Genomic DNA, 19,069 nt, shown 5'->3' with positions numbered 1-19,069 from the left:
CCCGTTGCTCCGTTTCGTCGTCCGGCGGCTGCTCGTCGCCGCCCTGACCCTGGTCGTCATCAGCCTCGTCACATTCGGTCTCTTCTTCGCGGTGCCGAGCAGCCCGGCGAAGGTGATGTGCGGCAAGAACTGCACGGCCGAGGACATCGCCCAGGTCGAGCGCCGGCTCGGCATCGACCAGCCGCTGCCCCGGCAGTACGCGGACTTCGTCGGCGGCGTCTTCGCCGGCCGTACCTACGGCGAGGGGGACTTCCGGCAGGATTGCCCGGCGCCCTGCCTGGGTTACTCGTTCCGCAACAACCAGCCGGTCACCGAGATCGTCGCGCAGCGCGCCCCGGTGACGTTCAGCATCGTCCTCGGCGGCGCCGTGCTCTGGCTCGGCCTCGGCATCTCGCTGGGCATGGTGTCGGCGCTGCGCCGGGGTACGGCGTTCGACCGCGCCGCCATCGGCGTCACCCTGGCCGGCGCGTCCATGCAGGTCTACTTCTTCGGTCTGATCCTGCTCTACCTGCTCGTCTACTCCACCGGGCTGCTGCCGTTCCCCAGCTACACGCCGCTGACCGAGAGCCCGGCCCGGTGGGCGGCCGGGCTGCTGCTGCCCTGGATGACGCTGGGTTTCCTCAACTCGGCGCTGTACGCCCGGCTGTCCCGGGCGCAAATGCTGGAGACCCTGTCGGAGGACTTCATCCGTACCGCCCGGGCGAAAGGGCTGCCCGCGCGGCAGGTGCACACCCGGCACGCGCTGCGCGCGGCGATCACGCCGATCGTCACTATCGCCGGGCTGGACATCGGCACCAGCCTCGGCGGCACGTTCATCACCGAGACCATCTTCGGCCTCCAGGGCCTCGGCAAGGCGACAGTGGAGGCGGTGCAGTTCCTCAACCTGCCGGTGGTGATGGCGACGGTGCTGCTGGCGGCCGTGTTCATCGTGGTCGCCAACATCGTCGTCGACGTGCTGTACGCGGTGATCGACCCACGGGTCCGGCTGGGCTGAGGAGGAGGAGACGGACATGGTGGAGCTTCCGACGCCGCGACGCGGCGAGGACCCGTACCTGCGGGTCACGGATCTGCGGGTGCGGTTCGACACCGAGGACGGTGTCGTCAAGGCCGTGGACGGGGTGTCGTTCGCTGTCGAGCGGGGCCGCACGCTGGGGATCGTGGGGGAGTCCGGTTCCGGTAAGAGCGTCACGTCGCTGGCGATCCTCGGTCTGCACAACGTGAAGCGGACGACCATTTCCGGGGAGATCTCCGTCGGTGGTCGTCAGTTGGTCGGCCTGCGTGAGGAGGAGATTCGTCGGTTGCGGGGCCGGGACATGGCGATGATCTTTCAGGATCCGTTGTCGGCGTTGCATCCGTACTACTCGGTGGGTCGGCAGATCGCGGAGGCGTACCGGGTGCACCACCCCAGAGCCGGGCGGCGGGAGGCCCGCAGCCGGGCGGTGGACATGCTCGGCCGGGTCGGCATCCCGCAGCCGGCGAAGCGGTTCGATCAGTATCCGCATGAGTTCTCGGGTGGGATGCGGCAGCGGGCGATGATCGCGATGGCGCTGGTGAATGATCCGGATCTGTTGATCGCGGATGAGCCGACGACGGCGCTTGATGTGACGGTGCAGGCGCAGATCCTGGACCTGCTTGCGGATCTGCAGGCGGAGTTCCAGTCGGCGATCATTCTGATCACGCATGACCTGGGTGTGGTGTCTCAGGTGGCTGATGACGTGTTGGTGATGTATGCGGGTCGGGCGGTGGAGCACGGGAGTGTGGAGCGGGTGTTGCGGGCGCCGCAGCATCCGTACACGTGGGGGTTGTTGTCGAGTGTGCCGTCGTTGCACGGTGACGCGGATGCGGACCTGGTGCCGATCCCGGGTAACCCGCCCAGCTTGATCAATCTGCCGTCGGGGTGTGCGTTTCATCCGCGGTGCCAGTGGGCCGGCGTGAACGGTGACCGGTCCCGCACCGAGATCCCGGAGTTGGGCCCTGCTGGTGCGCCGGGTCATCTGGTGGCGTGTCATCTGCCGGTCGCCGCGCGGGAGCGGATCTACCGGGACGAGGTCGCGCGGGTGGGGGTGGCTCGATGAACGGTGTGACGAACGGGCAGGCGGCGGTGGCGGGCGACGCCGGCCGGCTCGCGGGCGAGCCGCTGCTGTCGGTGCGGGGGCTGACCAAGCACTTCCCGGTCCGGCAGGGCCTGCGCGCCACGGGTGCGGTGCGGGCCGTCGACGGGCTGGACTTCGACGTGCGGCCGGGCGAGACGCTCGGCCTGGTCGGGGAGTCGGGGTGTGGGAAGACCACGACCGGGCGGATGCTGGTGCGTCTGCTGGAACCCACGGCCGGGACGATCGAGTTCGCGGGGCGGGACATCACCCACGGCGGGCGGCGTGAGCTGCGCGCGTTGCGGCAGGACCTGCAGATCATCTTTCAGGACCCGTACGCGTCGCTGAACCCCCGTCACACGGTCGGGCGGATCGTGGCGATGCCGTTGCAGGTCAACCGGATCACCCCACCCGGCGGCATCAAACGCCGGGTCCAGGAGTTGCTGGAACTCGTCGGGTTGAATCCGGAGCACTACAACAGGTACCCGCACGAGTTCTCCGGCGGGCAGCGCCAGCGCATCGGCATCGCCCGCGCCCTGGCGTTGAAACCGAAGCTGATCGTGGCCGACGAACCGGTCTCGGCGTTGGACGTGTCGATCCAGGCGCAGGTCATCAACCTGCTGCGCGACCTGCAACGCGACCTCGACCTGGCGTTCGTGTTCATCGCCCACGACCTCGCCGTCATCCGCCACTTCTGCCACCGCGTCGCTGTCATGTATCTCGGCAAGATCGTCGAGATCGGCGACCGCGACACCATCTACACCCGGCCGCAGCACCCCTACACCCGAGCCCTGCTGTCGGCGATTCCGGACGTCACCACCCTCGGGCCCGCCGGCCGGATCCGCCTCACCGGCGACGTCCCGACCCCGTTGAACCCGCCATCGGGCTGCCGCTTCCGTACCCGCTGCTGGAAAGCCACCGACCACTGCGCCACCGAAGAACCGGCGCTGACCACCCGGGACGACGGCGGGCAGCTCACCGCCTGCCACTACCCGGAGAGCGGACCGGTCGGCATGCCGACCGGCGAACCCGGCAGCAACGAACGCACCTGACCCACGACGGAGCCGGGGACGACCCTGCCCGGCGCAGGGATCAAGCCTGACTGCCCTGAGCCGGGCACGGTCGCCCCCGGCCGCCGATGCCGGAGTCCGCGCCGGTGACGATCGCGACCCCGGTCGTAGTGTTCGTATCGCTGGGGCATGACCGCGCACTACCCGCACGCGGCGACCTCAACCGGGCGGACGACCCCGACTCGGCCGCCGGTTTCGTCGGAGGCGGTGGCTAGGGTACGGACGTGATAGCCGATGAGTCCGATGCCGTGACCGTTCGCTTCCTGCGCATGATGAGCGCCGAGCTGCACGCCGAGCGGGTGGGCGACGACTCGCTCGGCCGCACTGTCGAGCTGGCCCGGCAGTGGTGGGGGACCGCCGACGACCGGCTCGCCGACGCCCTGCGCGAGCTGCACGGCGAGCCGTCCGAGCCGGCGTCAGGCGGTCCGGACGGGCACGGCGAACTCCGGGGCCTGCGAGGTGAGCAACGCCGTCCGTGACGGCACGCGCCACTGCTCGTCCAGCGCCGCCGCCAGCTCGTCCAGCATCCGGCGTACGGTCGGCGCCGCCCCGGCGTGCATCGCCTCGATGACCACGAGGACCTCGACGGTGTCGGCACGTACCGCCGAGGCGCCGCTCTGCCGGTGGCACCAGCGCCGGGCGTGCGCGTGTCCGCCCTCGTCGGCGAAGATCACCTCGCCGGGCGCGGGCTGCTCGGACTCCCCACCGAGGCCGAGATAGGACTCGGTGCCGTCGGCCGGGCGCACGGTCAGGTCGCCGTCGATCCCGGCCAGGTCGAGCACGGCGACCGGGACCGCGTACCCGACGGAGAGCGCGTTGCCGAGGTCCACGAGCGGGTGCAGCCGGGGCAGGTCCCCGTCGCGGCGCAGCCGGCGCAGCAGTGACTCGGCCGCGCAGCGGTAGCGCGTCGGCGGGCAGCCCATCCGGGTGAACGCGCGCCGCCACGCCTGGATCTCCGGGAAGCCGCCCTCGGGTGCGGCGGCGAGCCGGTCCCGGGCGACGCCGAGGTGACCGGCGAGGCGCGGCGTGACGTCGGCGTCGGGCGTGATCCCGGTGGCGCGCAGGACGCCGCAGGTCAGCTCGGGGAAGGACGACCAGATCTCGGGGGAGTGCCGGAAACGCACGTGTTGCTCCTTCAGGCGAGTGCTAGGCGGCGAACGCGAGGCCGAGGCCCAGGGCGAGGAAGCTGCCGGCCACGGCGTGCCGCAGCAGCGCCCTCAGCCGGGGCCGGGCGAGCACGCGGCGGCGCAACGCGCCGGCCAGCACCGCGTACCCGGCGAACACCAGCAGCGTGACCAGCATGAACACCAGGCCGCAGGCGAGCATGCGGACGGGGGCGGCGGGCGTGCCCGGGGGTACGAACTGCGGCAGGAACGCCACGAAGAACACCGTCACCTTCGGGTTCAGCAGGTTCAGCAACACTCCGTCGCGGAACACCGCCGACGCCGGGCGCGGCGGCCGGTCCGCGTCGACGGTGAACGCGCCCCGGTCGCGCCACGCCGACCAGGCCATCCAGAGCAGGTACGCCACGCCCAGCCAGGTCACCACGCGGAACGCCGGGGTGCCGGCGCGAAGCAGCGCGGCCAGGCCGGTCACCGCGGCGATCACGTGCGGAACGAGGCTGAGCGTGGCACCGGCCGCGGCGGCCAGCCCGGCGCGGCGTCCGGCGGTCACGGCGGTGGCGAGCGTGTGCGTCACCCCGGTGCCCGGAGTGACGGCGACGACGAGTGCGGTCAGCAGGAAGGCGATGGTCACCCGTCCAGCCTCTGGCCATAATGGTCCGGTGGACAGGGCCAAAGCCGTCGTTTCCGAGAGGTCCAAATCGGTCGGCGCGGACTTCCTCCAGCTCGATGTGGGCGAGGCCCCGCCCGGCGGCCGCGCCGACTGGCTGGCCGCCCGGCTGCGCTCGGCGATCGCCGACGGCCGGGCGCCAGTAGGTACCCGCCTGCCACCCAGCCGGGTGCTCGCCGCCGAGCTGGGCGTCTCACGCGGCGTGGTGACCGAGGCGTACCAGCGGCTGGGCGAGGACGGCCAGGTCGCCGGGCGCGGCCGGGCCGGCACCGTCGTGGTGGCCACCCCGGCCGCCGTGCGCGCCCGGCCACCCGAGCCGAGGAGAGCACCGGAGGTGTTCACCGGCCGGCCCGGCCTCGACGTCTTCGAAGCGCTGCGCGCCGCCCCCGCGCGGGTGGACCTGACGCCCGGCGTACCCGATCTGGCGGCATTTCCTCGCGCGGCCTGGCTGCGGGCCGAGCGGGCCGTGCTGCACCGGGCCACGCCCGCCGCGCTCGGCTACGGCGACCCGACCGGCACGCCCGCGCTGCGGCGGGCCGTCGCGAACTGGCTGGCCCGCAACCGGGGCATCCGCGCCGACCCGGCCGAGGTGGTGGTAGTGGCCGGGGTGTCCCAGGCGCTCGGCCTGCTCGCGCGGGTGCTGCACGAGCGGGGTACGCGCACCGTCGCGGTGGAGGACCCCGGCTCGCTCGGCGTGCGGCAGCACCTCACGTACGCCGGGATGGCGACGCCGCCGGTGCCGGTGGACGACAGGGGCCTGCGCGTCGACGAGCTGGAGCGGTCCGGCGCGCCGGCCGTGCTGCTCACCCCGGCGCACCAGTTCCCGACCGGGGTGGTGCTCGACGGTGAGCGGCGTCGCCGGCTGCTGAGGTGGGCGCGCGACGGCGGCCTGGTGCTGGAGGACGACTACGACGCCGAGCACCGCTACGACCGCCCGCCCGTGCCGGCGCTGCGCGGCATGGCCCCCGACCGGGTCTGCTACACCGGCAGCATCTCCAAGCTGCTCGCCCCGGCCCTGCGGATCGGGTGGACGCTGGTACCGCCGTCGCTGCACGCCGACGTGGTGGACGCGAAGCGGACGGCGGATCTGGGCAACGCGGCGCTGCCGCAGCTCGTGCTGGCCGAGCTGATGGAGTCGGGAGCGCTGGAGCGGCACCTGCGGCTGCTGCGCCACCGGCACGTACGCCGCCGCGACGCGATGATCCGGGCGGTCCGCGCGTACCTGCCGGGGGCGGTGGTGCACGGCGCCGCCGCCGGGCTGCACCTGACGGTCACGCTGCCCGGCGACGTGGACGACCTGGCGCTCGCGGCGGAGGCGCTGCGCCGGGGCGTCAAGGTCCATCCGCTGTCCTGGCACGGCCAGCGTCCGCAGCCGCCGGGCCTGGTCCTCGGGTACGCGGCGACCCCGCCGTCGGAGATCGACCGAGCCCTGTCCACAGTCGCCGATGCCCTCCACGCCCTTCCTTGATCAACGAGGGAGAGGTGGGGGGTAGAGGGCGGCCAGGGCGGTGGCTGTTTCGGCCAGGCGGGCGCGCAGCTCTTCCGGGGACAGGACCTCCACGTCGGCGCCGAGCCGCAGCAGGTCGCCGTGGGCGTGGGTGAGCGACTCGATCGGGATGACCGCGCGCACCCAGCCGCTGTCGTCGGGCGGGCCGGCGCTCGCCTCGGCGGCGGCGACCACCACGTCGCTGCCGATCTCGCGCAGCCGGGCGAACCCGCGCGGCGACAGCCGGATGTGCGCCTCGTCGCGGTGCAGCCCGGCCCGGAACTCCACCACGTGGGCGCGCCACCAGGCCGGCAGGTCGAACTCGGGCCGCTCGAACGTCTCGTCCAGCGGGGCCAGGTCGAGGATCTGGTTGACCCGGTAGGTGGCCGGTCCGGCGCGGTCCGGGCGGGCGGCCACGAGATACCAGCGCCCGCCCTTGAGCACCAGCCCGTACGGTTCGAGCACGCGGGTCGTCTCGCCGCGCCAGCCCCGGTAGCGCACCCGGATCCGGTGCTCCCGCCACACCGCCTCGGCCGCCTCGGCGAGGTACGGCGACGGGTCGCCGTCGGAGTACCAGCCCGGCGTGTCCAGGTGGAACCGCTGTTCCAGCCGGGCGGCCCGGTCGGCCAGCGGCGCTGGTAGCGCGGCCCGCAGCTTGAGCTGCACGGCGGTGACGACCGACTGGTAGCCCAGTTCGGCGGCCGGTCCGGGCAGCCCGGCGAAGAGCAGCCGGTCTGCCTCCTCGGCGGTCAGCCCGGTCAGCCGGGTTCGCCAGCCCTCCACGAGCCGGTAGCCGCCGTCGTGTCCGGCCTCGCCGTACAGCGGGATGCCGGCGGTGTGCAGCGCCTCGACGTCCCGGTAGATGGTGCGTACCGACACCTCGAGGCGGGTGGCCAGGTCGGCGGCGGTGAGCCGGCCGTGCGCCTGCAGGAGCAGCAGGATGGACAGGAGTCGACTGGCCCGCATTCCGCTGACACTAGCTGTCAGGGGACCGCCCCTACCGTCCCGATCATGGCTTTCCACGACAAGGAGCTGACGGTGCCGGGGACGATCGAGGTCGCCGGCCGGCACGTCAAGCGCTACCACATCGACCAGCCGGACCGCCGCCTCGAACCACGTGTGGTCGACGCCGCGTACGCGTACCTCCCCAAGCTGCTGCCCGGTCCCGACGGCGGCACCCCGCCGGCGAGCTGGGTGGTGCTGCACCGGGGCGCGGACAGCGGCGCGTACCTACTGGCGTACACCTGGTTCTTCGACAACGTGGTCGAGTGCCGCATCGCGATCGCCGGGCAGCCCGCGCTCGACTGCCCGGACGACGATCCGGCGCGCTTCGTGGACCTGGAGCGACCCGGGGTGGGCTGTGTCTGGGAGCTGGGCGTGCTGGAGCACGAGCGCGCCGCCTGGATCCGGCACGTGCTCGCGCCGGACCGACCGGACCTGGCCGGCTACCTGGCCGACGCCCGGCCCGAGGGGCCGGTGGGGTTCTGATGGGCGACTTCGACTTCCTCGTCGGAACCTGGGACGTGACCAACCGGCGTCTGCGGCAGCGGCACGTCGGCAGCGACGACTGGGACGAGTTCACCGGCGTCAGCGAGGCCCGCTCGTTCTTCGACGGCGCGGGCAGCTTCGACGAGATGCGCTGCCCCAGCCGGGGCTTCTCCGGCTCCAGCGTGCGCGTCCTGAACCCGGCGACCGGGCTGTGGTCGATCTACTGGATGCACAGCGCGCGGGGCGTGCTGGAGCAGCCGCCGGTGGTGGGCCGGTTCACCGACGGCGTCGGTGAGTTCCACGCCGACGACACCGACGAGGGCCGCCCGGTGCGCTGCCGGTTCCTCTGGTCGGCGATCACCCCGGTCTCCTGCCGCTGGGAGCAGGCGTTCTCCACCGACGGCGGGCACGCCTGGGAGACCAACTGGGTCATGGAGTTCCGGCGGACGGCATGACCGGCGGGGTGGTGGTCCGGTAGATCGCGGTCAGCCAGACGTCGAGCAGCACGTCGACCACGTCCCGCTCGGCCACCGCCGGGCCGTCCCCGGCGAACGTGGCGTACCAGACCCGTTCGTTCATCGAGTTCAGCGCGATCGAGAGGTCCCGGGCGGGCAGCCCGTCCGGGGCCGCGCCGCGTGCGCGTTCGGTCTCGATCGCGGCCTGCACCGCGCGGACCCAGCGTTCCAGCACCTCGGCCCAGAGCCGCCGCACCTCGGCGTTGGTGCCGCGTACCTGGGCGCAGGCCAGCACCACGTCCCGGTGCCCGCCGAACGTGGCGTGGAACCGGGCGATCAGCTCCCGCCAGTGGGCGCGCGGGTCCTCGGCGAGCCGGTCGAACACGCCGCCGGCCGCCGCGTCGGCCTCCTCGGTGACCCGGTCCAGCAGCGTGAGCAGCACCGCGTCCTTGGACGGGAAGTAGAAGTAGAACGTGGGACGGGAGATGCCCGCGCCGCGCGCCAGGTCGTCGATGGAGATGTCGCCGAACGCGCGCTGCCGTAGCAACCGCTCGGCGGTGGCCAGGATCGCGGTCTCCCGCTCGTCGCCGGTGGAGCGGCCGGTCCGCCGCCCGCGGCTGGGCGCGGCGCCGGCCGGCGTACGGGCGGTGGTCATGTCGGCAGATGCTACACCCGCTCGACACCCTGTCGATTAAGCTCGACACGGTGTTGACTGCGCTCGACGGCGATGGATAGTGTCCGGTCCACCGCCGGTGCGAACGGGAGAAACCGATGGCCGCAGACCACGTCGACGTCCTCATCGTCGGGGCCGGCCTGTCCGGCATCGGCGCCGCCGTCCACCTCGGACGCGAGTGCCCCGGCAAGACCTACGCGGTGCTGGAGGCCCGGGGCGCCATCGGCGGCACCTGGGACCTGTTCCGCTACCCGGGCATCCGCTCCGACTCCGACATGTACACCCTCGGCTACTCGTTCAAGCCGTGGACCGACCCGAAGGCCATCGCCGACGGCGACTCCATCCGGGCGTACGTGCGCCAGACCGCCCGCGAGTACGACGTCGAGCGGCACATCCGCTTCCACCACCGGGCCGTGCGCGCGGAATGGGACAGCGCCACCGCCCGCTGGACAGTCCACGCCCGCCGCGACGACACCGGCGAGGACGTCACCATCACCTGCGGGTTCCTGTTCACCAACTCCGGCTACTACCGCTACGACTCCGGCTACACGCCGCGTTTCCCTGGCGTCGAGCGGTACGCCGGCACGCTCGTGCACCCGCAGCACTGGCCCGACGACCTGGACTACACCGGCAAGCGGGTAGTGGTGATCGGCAGCGGCGCCACAGCCGTCACCCTCGTGCCGGCGATGGCCGAGCGGGCCGCCCACGTCACCATGCTCCAGCGCTCACCCACGTACGTGATCGCGCTGCCCTCGCGCGACCCGTTCGCCGACGCCGCGCGGCGCTGGCTGCCCGCGAAGGCCGCGTACACGGTGGCGCGGTGGAAGAACGTCGCGCTCGGGGTGGCAAACTTCCAGCTCAGCCGGCGTGCCCCCGGCGTGGTGAAGCGGTTCCTGCGCCGGGCCGCGAAAGGTCGGCTGCCCGCCGGGTACGACGTCGAGCGGCACTTCTCGCCCCGGTACGACCCGTGGGACCAGCGCCTGTGCGTTGTCCCGGACGGCGACCTGTTCACCGTGCTGCGCGAGGGACGCGCGTCGGTGGTCACCGACACCATCGACACGTTCACCGAGCACGGGCTCCGGCTCGCCTCCGGCGAGGAGCTGCCCGCCGACATCGTGGTCACCGCCACCGGCCTGAACCTGCTCGCGCTCGGCGGCATGACCCTGGCGGTCGACGGCGCCGACGTCGACCTCGCCTCGACGGTGGCCTACAAGGGCATGATGCTGTCCGGCGTGCCGAACTTCGCCATGACGATCGGCTACACGAACGCCTCGTGGACGCTCAAGGCCGACCTCGTCGCCACCTACGTCTGCCGGCTGCTGCGCCACCTCGACGAGACCGCCCAGCAGATCGTCACGCCGCTCGCCCCGGACACCGACGACCTGGCGCCGATCATCGACCTGCAGTCCGGCTACGTGCTGCGCGCCGTCGACCAGCTGCCCAAGCAGGGGCCGCGCGCGCCGTGGCGGCTGCACCAGAACTACCCCCGCGACGTACGCCTGATGCGGCGCGGCCCGCTCACCGACGGCGTACGCTTCGCCCGCGCCGGCGTACCCGCCGCCGCCACCTCGGGAGGATCCGATGCGTGACCTCGTCTTTCCCGGCGGCACCGCGGTCCTCACCGGCGCGGCGAGCGGCATCGGCGCGGCGCTGGCCCACGGCCTGGCCCGGCGCGGCGCCGACCTGGTCCTGCTCGACCGCGACGCCGACGGCCTGACCTCGGTCGCCGCCGCGATCTCGGCGGCGCACCCGGACCTGCGGGTCGAGACGTACGTGGTCGACCTCGCCGACGCCGAGGCCACCGAACGGGTCGCCGCCGAGATCCACCGCGCGCATTCCCGCATCCGGCTGCTGATCAACAACGCCGGGGTGGCGCTGGGCGGGCGTTTCGACCAGGTCACAGTGGAGGAGTTCCTCTGGGTCGTCGAGATCAACTTCCGGGCGGTGGTGCGCCTGACCCACGCGCTGCTGCCCGCGCTCAAGGCCGAACCCGGCGCGCACCTGGTCAACGTCTCCAGCCTGTTCGGCATCATCGCGCCCGCCGGGCAGGCCGCGTACGCGGCGAGCAAGTTCGCCGTCCGCGGCTTCACCGAGGCGCTGCGGCACGAACTCGTCGACGACGGCGTCGGCGTCACGTCGGTGCACCCGGGCGGCATCCGTACCCGGATCGCCGCCAGCGCCCGGGTCGGCAGCGGCGTTGACCGGGCTGAGTACGAGACCGGGCTCAGGCAGTTCGAGAAGCTGCTCACCATCGACCCGGCGAAGGCCGCCGAGGCGATCCTGCGCGGCGCGAAGCGGCGTCGCGGCCGGGTGCTGATCGGCTGGTCGGCGAAGCTGCCCGACCTGCTGGCCCGGGTGGCCCCCGCCGGGTACGGCCGGGTGCTCGCCCTGGGCATGCGCCCGTCCCGCCCGGCGGCCGTCGCCGAGGTGCCGGCGCCGCGGGCCGAGACGCCCGGCGAGGAGGCCGCGCGGGAACCCGGACGTACGGCGTGACGGTGGCCCTCCCGCCGGCCGACGAGCGCACCGTCGACGGCCGGCGCGTGCGCTGCCGGATCAGCGGCGACGGGCCGCCCGTGGTGCTGCTGCACGGCATCGGCCGTACCCTCGACGACTTCACCGCCCTGCACGCCGCGCTGGCCCGCGACCACCTGGTGCTCGCGGTGGACCTGCCCGGGCACGGCGGTTCCGCGCCGCTGGACGGGCCGCACACGCTGCCCGCCCTGGCCGGCGCGGTCGCCCGGTTCCTCGACGTGGCCGGGGTGACCGGCCCGGCGCACCTGGTCGGCAACTCCCTCGGCGGGGCGGTGGCGATGCGCCTAGCGGTCGACGCGCCGCAGCGGGCGGCCAGCCTGGCGCTGCTCAACAGCGCCGGCTTCGGCCGGGAGGTGACGGTGGCGCTGCGGCTGCTCGCGATCCGCCCGCTGGCGCCGTTGCTGCTGCGCCCGCATCCGGGGATCGCCCGCCGCAGCGAGCGGGCCATCTTCTTCGACCCGGCGTACGTCACCGAGGAGCGGATCGCCACCGCGCTCGCCGTCGCCGGGCAGCCGCACGCCGCCCGGGTGATGTTGGAGCTGGTCCGCGACCTGGGCACCTGGCGCGGGGTGAAGCCGCGGTGGCGCGCCGAACTGCTCGACGCGGTGGCCGCGCTCGACCTGCCCACGCTGCTCGTCTGGGGCGACCGTGACCTGATCCTGCCCGCCACGCACCTGGCGTACGCCGGCAGCCGGCTGCCGCACGCGCGCCGCCATCTGTTCCGCGACACCGGGCACATGCCGCAGATCGAGCGGACCGCCGAGGTGGAGGCGCTGCTGCGGGAGTTGTGGGCCTGACCCGCGGTGGCCTGCGCCACTGCCCGGACCCGCGCCGGATCGGCGCGACCAGCCGCGGAGCAAGCTTAGATACATGACGCATCCCAGCCGGACCGCGCCGTCCGCCGCCGAGCGGGCGTACCGGCACCTCAAGCAGGCCATCCTGGAACAGGTCTACCCGGGCGGCCAGCTCGTGAGCGAGGGCGAGATCGCCGACGCGACCGGCGTGTCCCGCACCCCGGTCCGGGAGGCGCTGCTGCGGCTGGAGACCGAGGGTCTGGTCAAGCTCTACCCGAAGCGCGGCGCGCTGATCCGGCCGGTGTCGGCCCGGGAGATCGCCGACGTCATCGAGGCCCGCCGGCTGGTCGAGCTGCACGCCGCCGAGCGGGTCTGGGACCGCCGCGCCGAGTTGCGCGCCGACCTGGCCCGCCGGCTGGAGGAGATGCGACGCGCGCACGCCGCCGGTGACATCAGCGCGCTGATGGACGCCGACCGCTCGTTCCACGCCGCCGTGGTCGAGGCGGCCGGCAACGAGATCCTGGCCGAGCTGTACCACCGCCTGCGCGACCGGCAGCTGCGCATGGGCGAGGCGAGCTTCCGGCTCTCACCCGGCTGGGCCGAGGTCGCCCTGGCCGAGCACGCCGGCCAGCTCGCCGCGCTCGACGGCGACGACCCGCAGGCGTGGCGCGACGCGGTCGCCGGGCACATCGACACCGCCGCGCGGATGCTCGGGACGCTGCGGTGAGCGTGTCCCGCCGGCCCGCGGCCCTGGTGTACGCGGTGGCGCTGACCGCGTACCTGACCGCCGTGTTCCACCGCAGCTCACTCGGCGTCACCGGGGTCGACGCGGCGGATCGGTTCCACATCAACGCCTCCGCGCTCGCCACGTTCTCCGTCGCCCAGCTCGCCGTCTACGCCGCCATGCAGGTCCCGGTCGGGGTGCTGCTCGACCGCTACGGCTCGCGCCGGCTGCTGCTGGCCGGCGGCGCGCTGATGGTGGCCGGGCAGATCGTCTTCGCGGTCGCCACCGACGTGCCGGCCGCCGTCGCCGCGCGGGTGCTCGTCGGCCTCGGTGACGCCATGACCTTCATCAGCGTGCTGCGCATCGTCGCGTTCTGGTTCCCCGGCCGCCGCAACCCGCTGCTGGTGCAGCTCACCGGCACCGTCGGCCAGCTCGGCGCGGTGCTCGGCGCCGTACCCCTGGTGCTGCTGCTGCACCGCGCGGGCTGGACCCCGGCGTTCCTGACCGCCGCGGCGCTCGGCGCGACGGTGGTGCTGATGATCCTCGTCGCGGTACGCGACACCCCGCACGCCGAGCACGCCACCGCGCTCGCGCCCGACCTGGCGACCGTGCGCCGCCAGCTCGCCGAGGCGTGGGCCGAGCCGGGCACCCGGCTGGGCCTGTGGACGCACTTCGTCACGCAGTTCTCCGGCTCGGTGTTCGCGCTGCTGTGGGGGTACCCGTTCCTGGTGCAGGGCCAGGGCTTCTCGCCCACGGCGGCGGCCGGGCTGCTCACCCTGATGACGATGGTGACGCTCGTGTGCGGGCCGGTGCTCGCGCATCTGTGCGCCCGCTTCCCGTTCCACCGCTCGGTGTTGGTCTTCGCCATCACCGCCGGCACCGCCGGCATGTGGGCGGTGGTGCTGGCGTGGCCGGGCCGGGCGCCGCACGCGCTGCTGGTGGCGCTCGTGGTGGTGCTCGCGGTCAACGGTCCCGGTTCGATGATCGGGTTCGACTACGCCCGCTCGTTCAACCCGGTGCACCGCATCGGCAGCGCCACCGGCATCGTCAACGTCGGCGGTTTCGCCGCCTCGATCGTGCTGATCCTGGCCGTCGGCCTGGTGCTCGACCTGGCCACCCCGGCCGGGCACGACGCGCCGCCGCTGTCCGCGTTCCGCTGGGCGTTCGCCGTGCAGTTCCTGCTCTGGGCGCTCGGCGCGGCGCAGGTGCTGCGCTACCGCAACGCCGCCCGCCGGATCGCCGCCGACCGGGCCGCCGCGACGGCCGCGGCCCCCGTCTGAGTACGCGGCCGGCCCGGAGCGGCTTCGGCGCGGGCGGCTCAGCGCCGGTGCCGCACCAGCGAGTCGAGCATCAGCGTCAGCCCGGCGCCGACCAGCCACACGTCCTTGGCCAGCCCGATGCCCTCCTGGCTCGGCCGCAGGCTGCTGCCCTCCCGCATGCCGGGCGTCTTCAGGTAGAGCTGCACCAGCCCCGCGCCGAACGCGGTGAGCGCGGCCCCGGCCAGCAACGACGGCACGAACGGGGCGAGCAGCGCCGCGCCGAGCGCCGTCTCGCCCCGGGACAGCAGCACGGCGAACCGGTCCGGCGGGATCTGCCGCAGCTGCGGCATCGCGCCGGCCGCCATGCCGTGCATGCCCGCGGCGGCCTCACCCTCCAGGCCCCGCTTGCCCAGCCCGGAGTTCAAGATGTACGCGCCGATGGCGACCCGCAGCGGCGCATGCGACAGCCTCATGATCACTCCCGTCCCACCTGGTAGAACCGGCACACCGGGTACCCGGTCATGACCAGGACAATCCGGCGGGCTTCATTGGTTCGCGGGTCATGATCAGCGGTAGGTTCGGGGTGCAGAAGCACGCAACAAGGGAGGCACTGTGAGCCAGGAAGTCCGGGGAGTCGTGTCGCGGCGCAAGGGCGCGCCCGTGGAGGTCACCACCATCGTGGTGCCCGACCCGGGACCGGGCGAGGCGGTGGTCCGCATCCAGTCGTGCGGCGTCTGCCACACCGACCTGCACTACCGCGAGGGCGGCATCAACGACGACTACCCGTTCCTGCTGGGCCACGAGGCCGCCGGCATCGTCGAGCAGGTCGGCGACGGCGTCACCGACGTGGCACCCGGCGACTTCGTGGTGCTGAACTGGCGCGCGGTCTGCGGGCAGTGCCGGGCCTGCCGCCGCGGCCGCCCGTGGTACTGCTTCGCCACCCACAACGCGACGCAGAAGATGACGCTCACCGACGGCACCGAGCTGACCCCCGCGCTCGGCATCGGCGCGTTCGCCGAGAAGACGCTCGTGCACGCCGGGCAGTGCACCAAGGTCGACCCGTCGGCCCGGCCGGCGGCCGTCGGCCTGCTCGGCTGCGGCGTGATGGCCGGCCTCGGCGCGGCCATGAACACCGGCAACGTGACCCGGGGCGACTCGGTCGCGGTGATTGGCTGCGGCGGCGTCGGTGACGCGGCGGTGGCCGGCGCGGCCCTGGCCGGCGCGACCACGATCATCGCGGTGGACACCGACTCCCGCAAGCTCGACTGGGCGCGCAAGTTCGGCGCCACCCACACCGTCAACGCCTCCGAGGACGACGCGGTGGAAGCCATCCGCGCCGCCACCGGCGGCTTCGGCGCCGACGTGGTGATCGACGCGGTCGGCCGCCCGGAGACCTGGAAGCAGGCGTTCTACGCCCGTGACCTGGCCGGCACGGTCGTGCTGGTCGGCGTGCCGACGCCGGAGATGACTGTCGACCTGCCGCTGCTGGACGTGTTCGGTCGCGGCGGCGCGCTCAAGTCCAGCTGGTACGGCGACTGCCTGCCCAGCCGCGACTTCCCGATGCTGACCGAGCTGTACCGGCAGGGCCGGCTGGACCTGGACGCGTTCGTCACCGAGGAGATCGCCCTCGACCAGGTCGAGGAGGCGTTCAGCCGGATGCACCACGGCGACGTGCTGCGCTCGGTGGTGGTCTTCCCGTGACCGCCCGCGTCGACCACGCCGTCACGTCCGGCACGTTCTCCCTGGACGGCCAGACGTTCGACGTCGACAACAACGTCTGGGTGATCGGTGACGACGCCGAGTGCCTCGTCCTCGACGCGCCGCACGACGTCGCGGCCATCCGCCAGGTGATCGGCGACCGGCGGGTGGTGGCGATCGTGGCCACGCACGCCCATGACGACCACGTCCGGGTCGCGCCCGAGCTGGCCCGGGCCACCGGCGCGCCGGTGCTGCTGCACCCGGCCGACCGGGTGCTGTGGGACATGGTGCACCCGGGCACCGCCCCGGACTGCGAGCTGACCGACGGGCAGACCATCACCGTCGGCGGGACCACGCTGCGGGTGCTGCACACCCCCGGCCACAGCCCCGGCGCGTGCAGCCTGTACGCGCCCGACCTGGGCGCGGTCTTCACCGGCGACACCCTGTTCGCCGGGGGACCGGGCGCCACCGGCCGGTCGTACAGCGACTTCGGCACCATCGTCGAGTCGATCCGTACCCGTCTGCTCACGCTGCCGCCGGAGACGGTGGTGCACACCGGGCACGGCGACGACACCACGATCGGGGCCGAGGCGCCGCACCTGGACGAGTGGATCGCCCGGGGCCACTGAGGACCACACACCCGCGCGGGTCCGGCCGGAGCAGTCCGGTCCGGGCCCGCGTGCGGCGTCTTCCGGCCCGTCCGCGCCCGGGCACCGCCGGATGTCCGTCCGCTTCGGACGGGTCCGGAAAACCGTGTGGCCGGGCGACGTTCCGCCCCGATGACACTCGCGTCCGTGCCCGTCGCCACCCTCACCGACGCCCAGTCCGCCGCGCTGCGTCACGTCCGCCAGGTCGCGCTCGCCGTCATCGCCGGGCACCTCGCCGCCTGCCGGTACGAGGAGGTCGTCGCCGCGAGCGGCTGACGCTCAACTTCCACCCGGCTTCGTGCTGCCGGTGGACGCCGAGTTCCGCGGGCCCGACATCCCGCCGCTCGCGTGCACGCCGGGTTCGCCCGCCCGGGACAGCAGCTGCACGCCGAGGTGATCGGCCGAGCCGCCACGTCCGTCGGTGGTACGTGACGGACCGGGGACCGGCCGCGGTGACGCTGCAGCACCTCAAGCAGCTCCGGCACGCGCTGGTCCGGTGCGGCGTCTCGCCCTGATCGTCCCGTTCCTCGTCCTTCACCCAGGATGCGGACCGGGTGCCCGGAATCGCGGGTGACCTGGACCGCAGCCTCGGCGCTGCCCGGCATTTCCGGAATGACCGACACTGCGGGCTCGTTGTGTCCCCCATACCGTCGGAACCCAAACACCTACCCGGCGGTAGTCCCCCGAGGGGCGCTCATCCCGGAGCGCGTCGTAACGATCGAAAGGGCAACCATCGTGAAGCAGCACTTCACTCGATGGCTCCCCGCCATCGCGAAGACCGCCGTGGCGAAGACCGCCGTCGCGAAGACCGTCGCCGTCGCCAAGAACCGCCGCGCCGTGCTGAGCGTGGCGGGCGTGGCCGTCCTGGGCGGGCTGGCCGTCGGCCCCACCGCCGTGGCCGCGCCCGTGACCAGTGGCCCGCACGCCGGCGCCAAGGCCGCCATCGACCTGGCCACCGGCAAGCAGACCTCGACCGAGGCGGTCAAGCCCGGCCAGACCACCGGCCTGGACAAGCTGCCGACCAGGGCGGACCGGCCGGCCAAGGAGAAGCTCGTGCCGCACGGCGTCGAGGGCGCGCAGTCGCGCATCCCGCTCGACGACGCGCAGCTCGCCAACGCCAAGGCCATCGTCGAGGCGGCCAAGGAGACCGGCGTGGGGGAGCGGGGCGCCGTGATCGGCGTCGCCACCTCGCTGCAGGAGTCGAAGTTGTACAACCTGGGTCACCTCGGCGCGTACAACGACCACGACTCCGAGGGCCTGTTCCAGCAGCGCCCGTCGTCCGGTTGGGGCACGTCCGAGCAGATCACCGACCCGGAGTACTCCAGCAAGGCGTTCTTCAACGCGCTGAAGAACGTCGGCGGCTGGCACGAGCTGCCGCTGACCACCGCCGCGCAGACGGTCCAGGTGTCCGCCTACCCGTACGCGTACGCGCAGTGGGAGGAGCAGGCGGCGGACATCGTCCAGCAGGTCTGGTGACCCACCCGTAGCGAACGGCCGGCCCTCCGGGGTCGGCCGTTCTCGCCGATCTTGGAATTGTGGTGCCTCGCATACCTCTGATACCGGACATCCTGGGCGCCACAACTCCAAGATCGGCGGGGCGGGCGGGGCGGGGGGCGTTGTAACCCGGTGCGCGACCGGAGTGGCGCCGGCGAGCGCCCCGGGGAACAAGCCCGGGTCGTCGGTCGTTGCAGATGCACCCGGCACGCCCCGCGCTGCCGGATCCCCCGAGAACTTCGAGCGCCTGACGGTGCCCACGCATCCCCCCGGATGCGTCGACCCCCGAACGGAGCCCACCATGAACACGATCCTGCGCAAGAGCATCCTCGGTATCGCCGGTCTCGCCTTCACCGGTGGCGTGTTCGCCGGTCCGGTCGCCGCTCACGCGGCGGAGACCGCCAAGCCGGCCGCGGCAGCGGTTCAGGGCGTGAGCCCGCAGGGCGAGCAGTCGCACGTGGACCTGAACGACGAGCAGATCGCCAACGCCAAGGCCATCATCGCGGCCACCAAGAAGGCGGGCCTGCCCGAGCGGGCCGCTGTCGTCGCGATCGCCACCGCGCTGCAGGAGTCGAAGCTGGAGAACCTGGGTCACCTGGGTGACCGCAACGACCACGACTCGCTGGGCCTGTTCCAGCAGCGGCCGTCCAGCGGCTGGGGTACGCCGGAGCAGATCACCGACCCCGAGTACTCGACGCTGGCGTTCCTCAAGGGCCTCAAGCAGGTCGACGGCTGGCAGGACATGCCGCTGACCGAGGCCGCGCAGACCGTGCAGGTCAGCGCCTACCCCGACGCGTACGCGCAGTGGGAGAAGCAGGCCGCCGAGATCGTGGCCGAGCACTGGAACAAGTAAGACCCGACGAAAGGC

Annotated in this window: 22 protein-coding genes; 17 read left to right on the top strand and 5 right to left on the bottom strand. The window is 73.2% G+C overall.

Annotated features, from left to right (window positions below; genetic code table 11):
• The first annotated feature begins 4 nt into the window (after positions 1-4).
• From J3R08_RS16975 to J3R08_RS16960, 4 genes are all read left to right on the top strand, one after another.
• On the top strand, positions 5-994 hold the full coding sequence (locus tag J3R08_RS16975) for an ABC transporter permease (RefSeq protein WP_043330115.1): 990 nt from the start codon (positions 5-7) through the stop codon (positions 992-994).
• 16 nt (positions 995-1,010) lie between these two features.
• Positions 1,011-2,075, top strand: a complete 1,065-nt coding sequence (locus J3R08_RS16970) for an ABC transporter ATP-binding protein (RefSeq protein ID WP_209961981.1) — start codon at positions 1,011-1,013, stop codon at positions 2,073-2,075.
• The gene (locus J3R08_RS16965; RefSeq protein WP_209961979.1) at positions 2,072-3,142 is read left to right on the top strand and encodes an ABC transporter ATP-binding protein; all 1,071 of its coding nucleotides are present in this window, start codon (positions 2,072-2,074) and stop codon (positions 3,140-3,142) included. The genes J3R08_RS16970 and J3R08_RS16965 overlap by 4 nt, the downstream gene beginning before the upstream one ends.
• 266 nt (positions 3,143-3,408) lie before the next feature.
• Complete coding sequence (locus J3R08_RS16960) at positions 3,409-3,639, top strand: hypothetical protein (RefSeq protein ID WP_245254755.1); 231 nt, start codon at positions 3,409-3,411, stop codon at positions 3,637-3,639.
• Here the strand turns inward: J3R08_RS16960 and J3R08_RS16955 are convergent.
• Positions 3,577-4,284: a B3/4 domain-containing protein gene (locus J3R08_RS16955; RefSeq protein ID WP_209961978.1), complete on the bottom strand. Its 708-nt coding sequence runs from the start codon at positions 4,282-4,284 to the stop codon at positions 3,577-3,579. The two genes, J3R08_RS16960 and J3R08_RS16955, sit on opposite strands and share 63 nt — an antisense overlap.
• Positions 4,285-4,306: 22 nt before the next feature.
• On the bottom strand, positions 4,307-4,915 hold the full coding sequence (locus J3R08_RS16950) for a LysE family translocator (protein ID WP_043323912.1): 609 nt from the start codon (positions 4,913-4,915) through the stop codon (positions 4,307-4,309).
• Positions 4,916-4,943: 28 nt separating this feature from the next.
• Between J3R08_RS16950 and J3R08_RS16945 the strand changes: the two genes are divergently transcribed.
• The gene (locus J3R08_RS16945) at positions 4,944-6,419 is read left to right on the top strand and encodes a PLP-dependent aminotransferase family protein (protein ID WP_064445906.1); all 1,476 of its coding nucleotides are present in this window, start codon (positions 4,944-4,946) and stop codon (positions 6,417-6,419) included.
• On the opposite strand, the gene J3R08_RS16940 is transcribed toward J3R08_RS16945, so the two are convergent.
• Positions 6,420-7,403: a YafY family protein gene (locus J3R08_RS16940; RefSeq protein WP_209961976.1), complete on the bottom strand. Its 984-nt coding sequence runs from the start codon at positions 7,401-7,403 to the stop codon at positions 6,420-6,422.
• 45 nt (positions 7,404-7,448) lie between these two features.
• Here J3R08_RS16940 and J3R08_RS16935 point away from each other — a divergent pair, with 45 nt between their 5' ends.
• Together J3R08_RS16935 and J3R08_RS16930 are read left to right on the top strand one after the other, a co-directional pair.
• Positions 7,449-7,925: a hypothetical protein gene (locus J3R08_RS16935; RefSeq protein ID WP_209961974.1), complete on the top strand. Its 477-nt coding sequence runs from the start codon at positions 7,449-7,451 to the stop codon at positions 7,923-7,925.
• On the top strand, positions 7,925-8,380 hold the full coding sequence (locus J3R08_RS16930) for a hypothetical protein (protein ID WP_209961972.1): 456 nt from the start codon (positions 7,925-7,927) through the stop codon (positions 8,378-8,380). The genes J3R08_RS16935 and J3R08_RS16930 overlap by 1 nt, the downstream gene beginning before the upstream one ends.
• Here the strand turns inward: J3R08_RS16930 and J3R08_RS16925 are convergent.
• Positions 8,355-9,035 (bottom strand): TetR/AcrR family transcriptional regulator, encoded by a 681-nt coding sequence (locus J3R08_RS16925; protein ID WP_043323920.1) that lies wholly within the window; start codon positions 9,033-9,035, stop codon positions 8,355-8,357. The genes J3R08_RS16930 and J3R08_RS16925 overlap by 26 nt on opposite strands.
• A 116-nt stretch (positions 9,036-9,151) precedes the next feature.
• On the opposite strand from J3R08_RS16925, the gene J3R08_RS16920 reads away from it, so the two are divergent.
• The 5 genes from J3R08_RS16920 (at position 9,152) to J3R08_RS16900 (ending at position 14,383) form a co-directional block, all read left to right on the top strand.
• Complete coding sequence (locus J3R08_RS16920) at positions 9,152-10,642, top strand: NAD(P)/FAD-dependent oxidoreductase (protein WP_209961970.1); 1,491 nt, start codon at positions 9,152-9,154, stop codon at positions 10,640-10,642.
• The gene (locus J3R08_RS16915) at positions 10,635-11,546 is read left to right on the top strand and encodes an SDR family oxidoreductase (protein WP_209961968.1); all 912 of its coding nucleotides are present in this window, start codon (positions 10,635-10,637) and stop codon (positions 11,544-11,546) included. The genes J3R08_RS16920 and J3R08_RS16915 overlap by 8 nt, the downstream gene beginning before the upstream one ends.
• Positions 11,543-12,382, top strand: coding sequence for an alpha/beta fold hydrolase (locus J3R08_RS16910; protein WP_113974196.1), 840 nt, complete (start codon positions 11,543-11,545; stop codon positions 12,380-12,382). The genes J3R08_RS16915 and J3R08_RS16910 overlap by 4 nt, the downstream gene beginning before the upstream one ends.
• 73 nt (positions 12,383-12,455) lie before the next feature.
• The gene (locus J3R08_RS16905; protein ID WP_209961964.1) at positions 12,456-13,106 is read left to right on the top strand and encodes a GntR family transcriptional regulator; all 651 of its coding nucleotides are present in this window, start codon (positions 12,456-12,458) and stop codon (positions 13,104-13,106) included.
• Positions 13,103-14,383, top strand: coding sequence for a nitrate/nitrite transporter (locus J3R08_RS16900; RefSeq protein ID WP_064445915.1), 1,281 nt, complete (start codon positions 13,103-13,105; stop codon positions 14,381-14,383). The genes J3R08_RS16905 and J3R08_RS16900 overlap by 4 nt, the downstream gene beginning before the upstream one ends.
• Before the next feature lie 38 nt (positions 14,384-14,421).
• Here the strand turns inward: J3R08_RS16900 and J3R08_RS16895 are convergent, their stop codons facing one another.
• A complete protein-coding gene (locus tag J3R08_RS16895) occupies positions 14,422-14,835 on the bottom strand; it encodes a hypothetical protein (RefSeq protein ID WP_030504610.1) in 414 nt (137 codons plus the stop codon).
• Between the two features lie 139 nt (positions 14,836-14,974).
• Between J3R08_RS16895 and J3R08_RS16890 the strand changes: the two genes are divergently transcribed.
• The 5 genes from J3R08_RS16890 to J3R08_RS16870 all read left to right on the top strand — a co-directional run bounded on the left by J3R08_RS16890 (position 14,975) and on the right by J3R08_RS16870 (position 19,054).
• Positions 14,975-16,063 (top strand): S-(hydroxymethyl)mycothiol dehydrogenase, encoded by a 1,089-nt coding sequence (locus J3R08_RS16890; protein ID WP_043323928.1) that lies wholly within the window; start codon positions 14,975-14,977, stop codon positions 16,061-16,063.
• A complete protein-coding gene (locus tag J3R08_RS16885) occupies positions 16,060-16,689 on the top strand; it encodes an MBL fold metallo-hydrolase (RefSeq protein WP_209961961.1) in 630 nt (209 codons plus the stop codon). Before J3R08_RS16890 ends, J3R08_RS16885 begins: the two co-directional genes overlap by 4 nt.
• Before the next feature lie 150 nt (positions 16,690-16,839).
• On the top strand, positions 16,840-16,983 hold the full coding sequence (locus J3R08_RS16880) for a hypothetical protein (protein ID WP_209961960.1): 144 nt from the start codon (positions 16,840-16,842) through the stop codon (positions 16,981-16,983).
• 459 nt (positions 16,984-17,442) lie between these two features.
• Positions 17,443-18,183, top strand: a complete 741-nt coding sequence (locus J3R08_RS16875; protein WP_176722887.1) for a hypothetical protein — start codon at positions 17,443-17,445, stop codon at positions 18,181-18,183.
• 319 nt (positions 18,184-18,502) lie between these two features.
• The gene (locus J3R08_RS16870) at positions 18,503-19,054 is read left to right on the top strand and encodes a hypothetical protein (protein WP_166457408.1); all 552 of its coding nucleotides are present in this window, start codon (positions 18,503-18,505) and stop codon (positions 19,052-19,054) included.
• The last annotated feature ends 15 nt before the right edge of the window (positions 19,055-19,069 follow it).

Origin of the sequence: Micromonospora sp. HB375 (assembly GCF_017872985.1) — a bacterium.
GTDB lineage: Bacteria > Actinomycetota > Actinomycetes > Mycobacteriales > Micromonosporaceae > Micromonospora > Micromonospora chalcea.
Note: the sequence above shows the minus strand (reverse complement) of the source record. Positions and strands in the feature narration are given on the sequence as shown.

Excerpts from the sequence above, each read along its gene's own strand:
- J3R08_RS16970 (WP_209961981.1), top strand. The coding sequence starts at position 1,011 with ATGGTGGAGCTTCCGACGCCGCGACGCGGCGAGGACCCGTACCTGCGG.
- J3R08_RS16965 (WP_209961979.1), top strand. The coding sequence starts at position 2,072 with ATGAACGGTGTGACGAACGGGCAGGCGGCGGTGGCGGGCGACGCCGGC.
- J3R08_RS16940 (WP_209961976.1), bottom strand. The coding sequence starts at position 7,403 with ATGCGGGCCAGTCGACTCCTGTCCATCCTGCTGCTCCTGCAGGCGCAC.
- J3R08_RS16935 (WP_209961974.1), top strand. The coding sequence starts at position 7,449 with ATGGCTTTCCACGACAAGGAGCTGACGGTGCCGGGGACGATCGAGGTC.
- J3R08_RS16930 (WP_209961972.1), top strand. The coding sequence starts at position 7,925 with ATGGGCGACTTCGACTTCCTCGTCGGAACCTGGGACGTGACCAACCGG.
- J3R08_RS16925 (WP_043323920.1), bottom strand. The coding sequence starts at position 9,035 with ATGACCACCGCCCGTACGCCGGCCGGCGCCGCGCCCAGCCGCGGGCGG.
- J3R08_RS16920 (WP_209961970.1), top strand. The coding sequence starts at position 9,152 with ATGGCCGCAGACCACGTCGACGTCCTCATCGTCGGGGCCGGCCTGTCC.
- J3R08_RS16915 (WP_209961968.1), top strand. The coding sequence starts at position 10,635 with ATGCGTGACCTCGTCTTTCCCGGCGGCACCGCGGTCCTCACCGGCGCG.
- J3R08_RS16905 (WP_209961964.1), top strand. The coding sequence starts at position 12,456 with ATGACGCATCCCAGCCGGACCGCGCCGTCCGCCGCCGAGCGGGCGTAC.
- J3R08_RS16895 (WP_030504610.1), bottom strand. The coding sequence starts at position 14,835 with ATGAGGCTGTCGCATGCGCCGCTGCGGGTCGCCATCGGCGCGTACATC.
- J3R08_RS16880 (WP_209961960.1), top strand. The coding sequence starts at position 16,840 with ATGACACTCGCGTCCGTGCCCGTCGCCACCCTCACCGACGCCCAGTCC.
- J3R08_RS16870 (WP_166457408.1), top strand. The coding sequence starts at position 18,503 with ATGAACACGATCCTGCGCAAGAGCATCCTCGGTATCGCCGGTCTCGCC.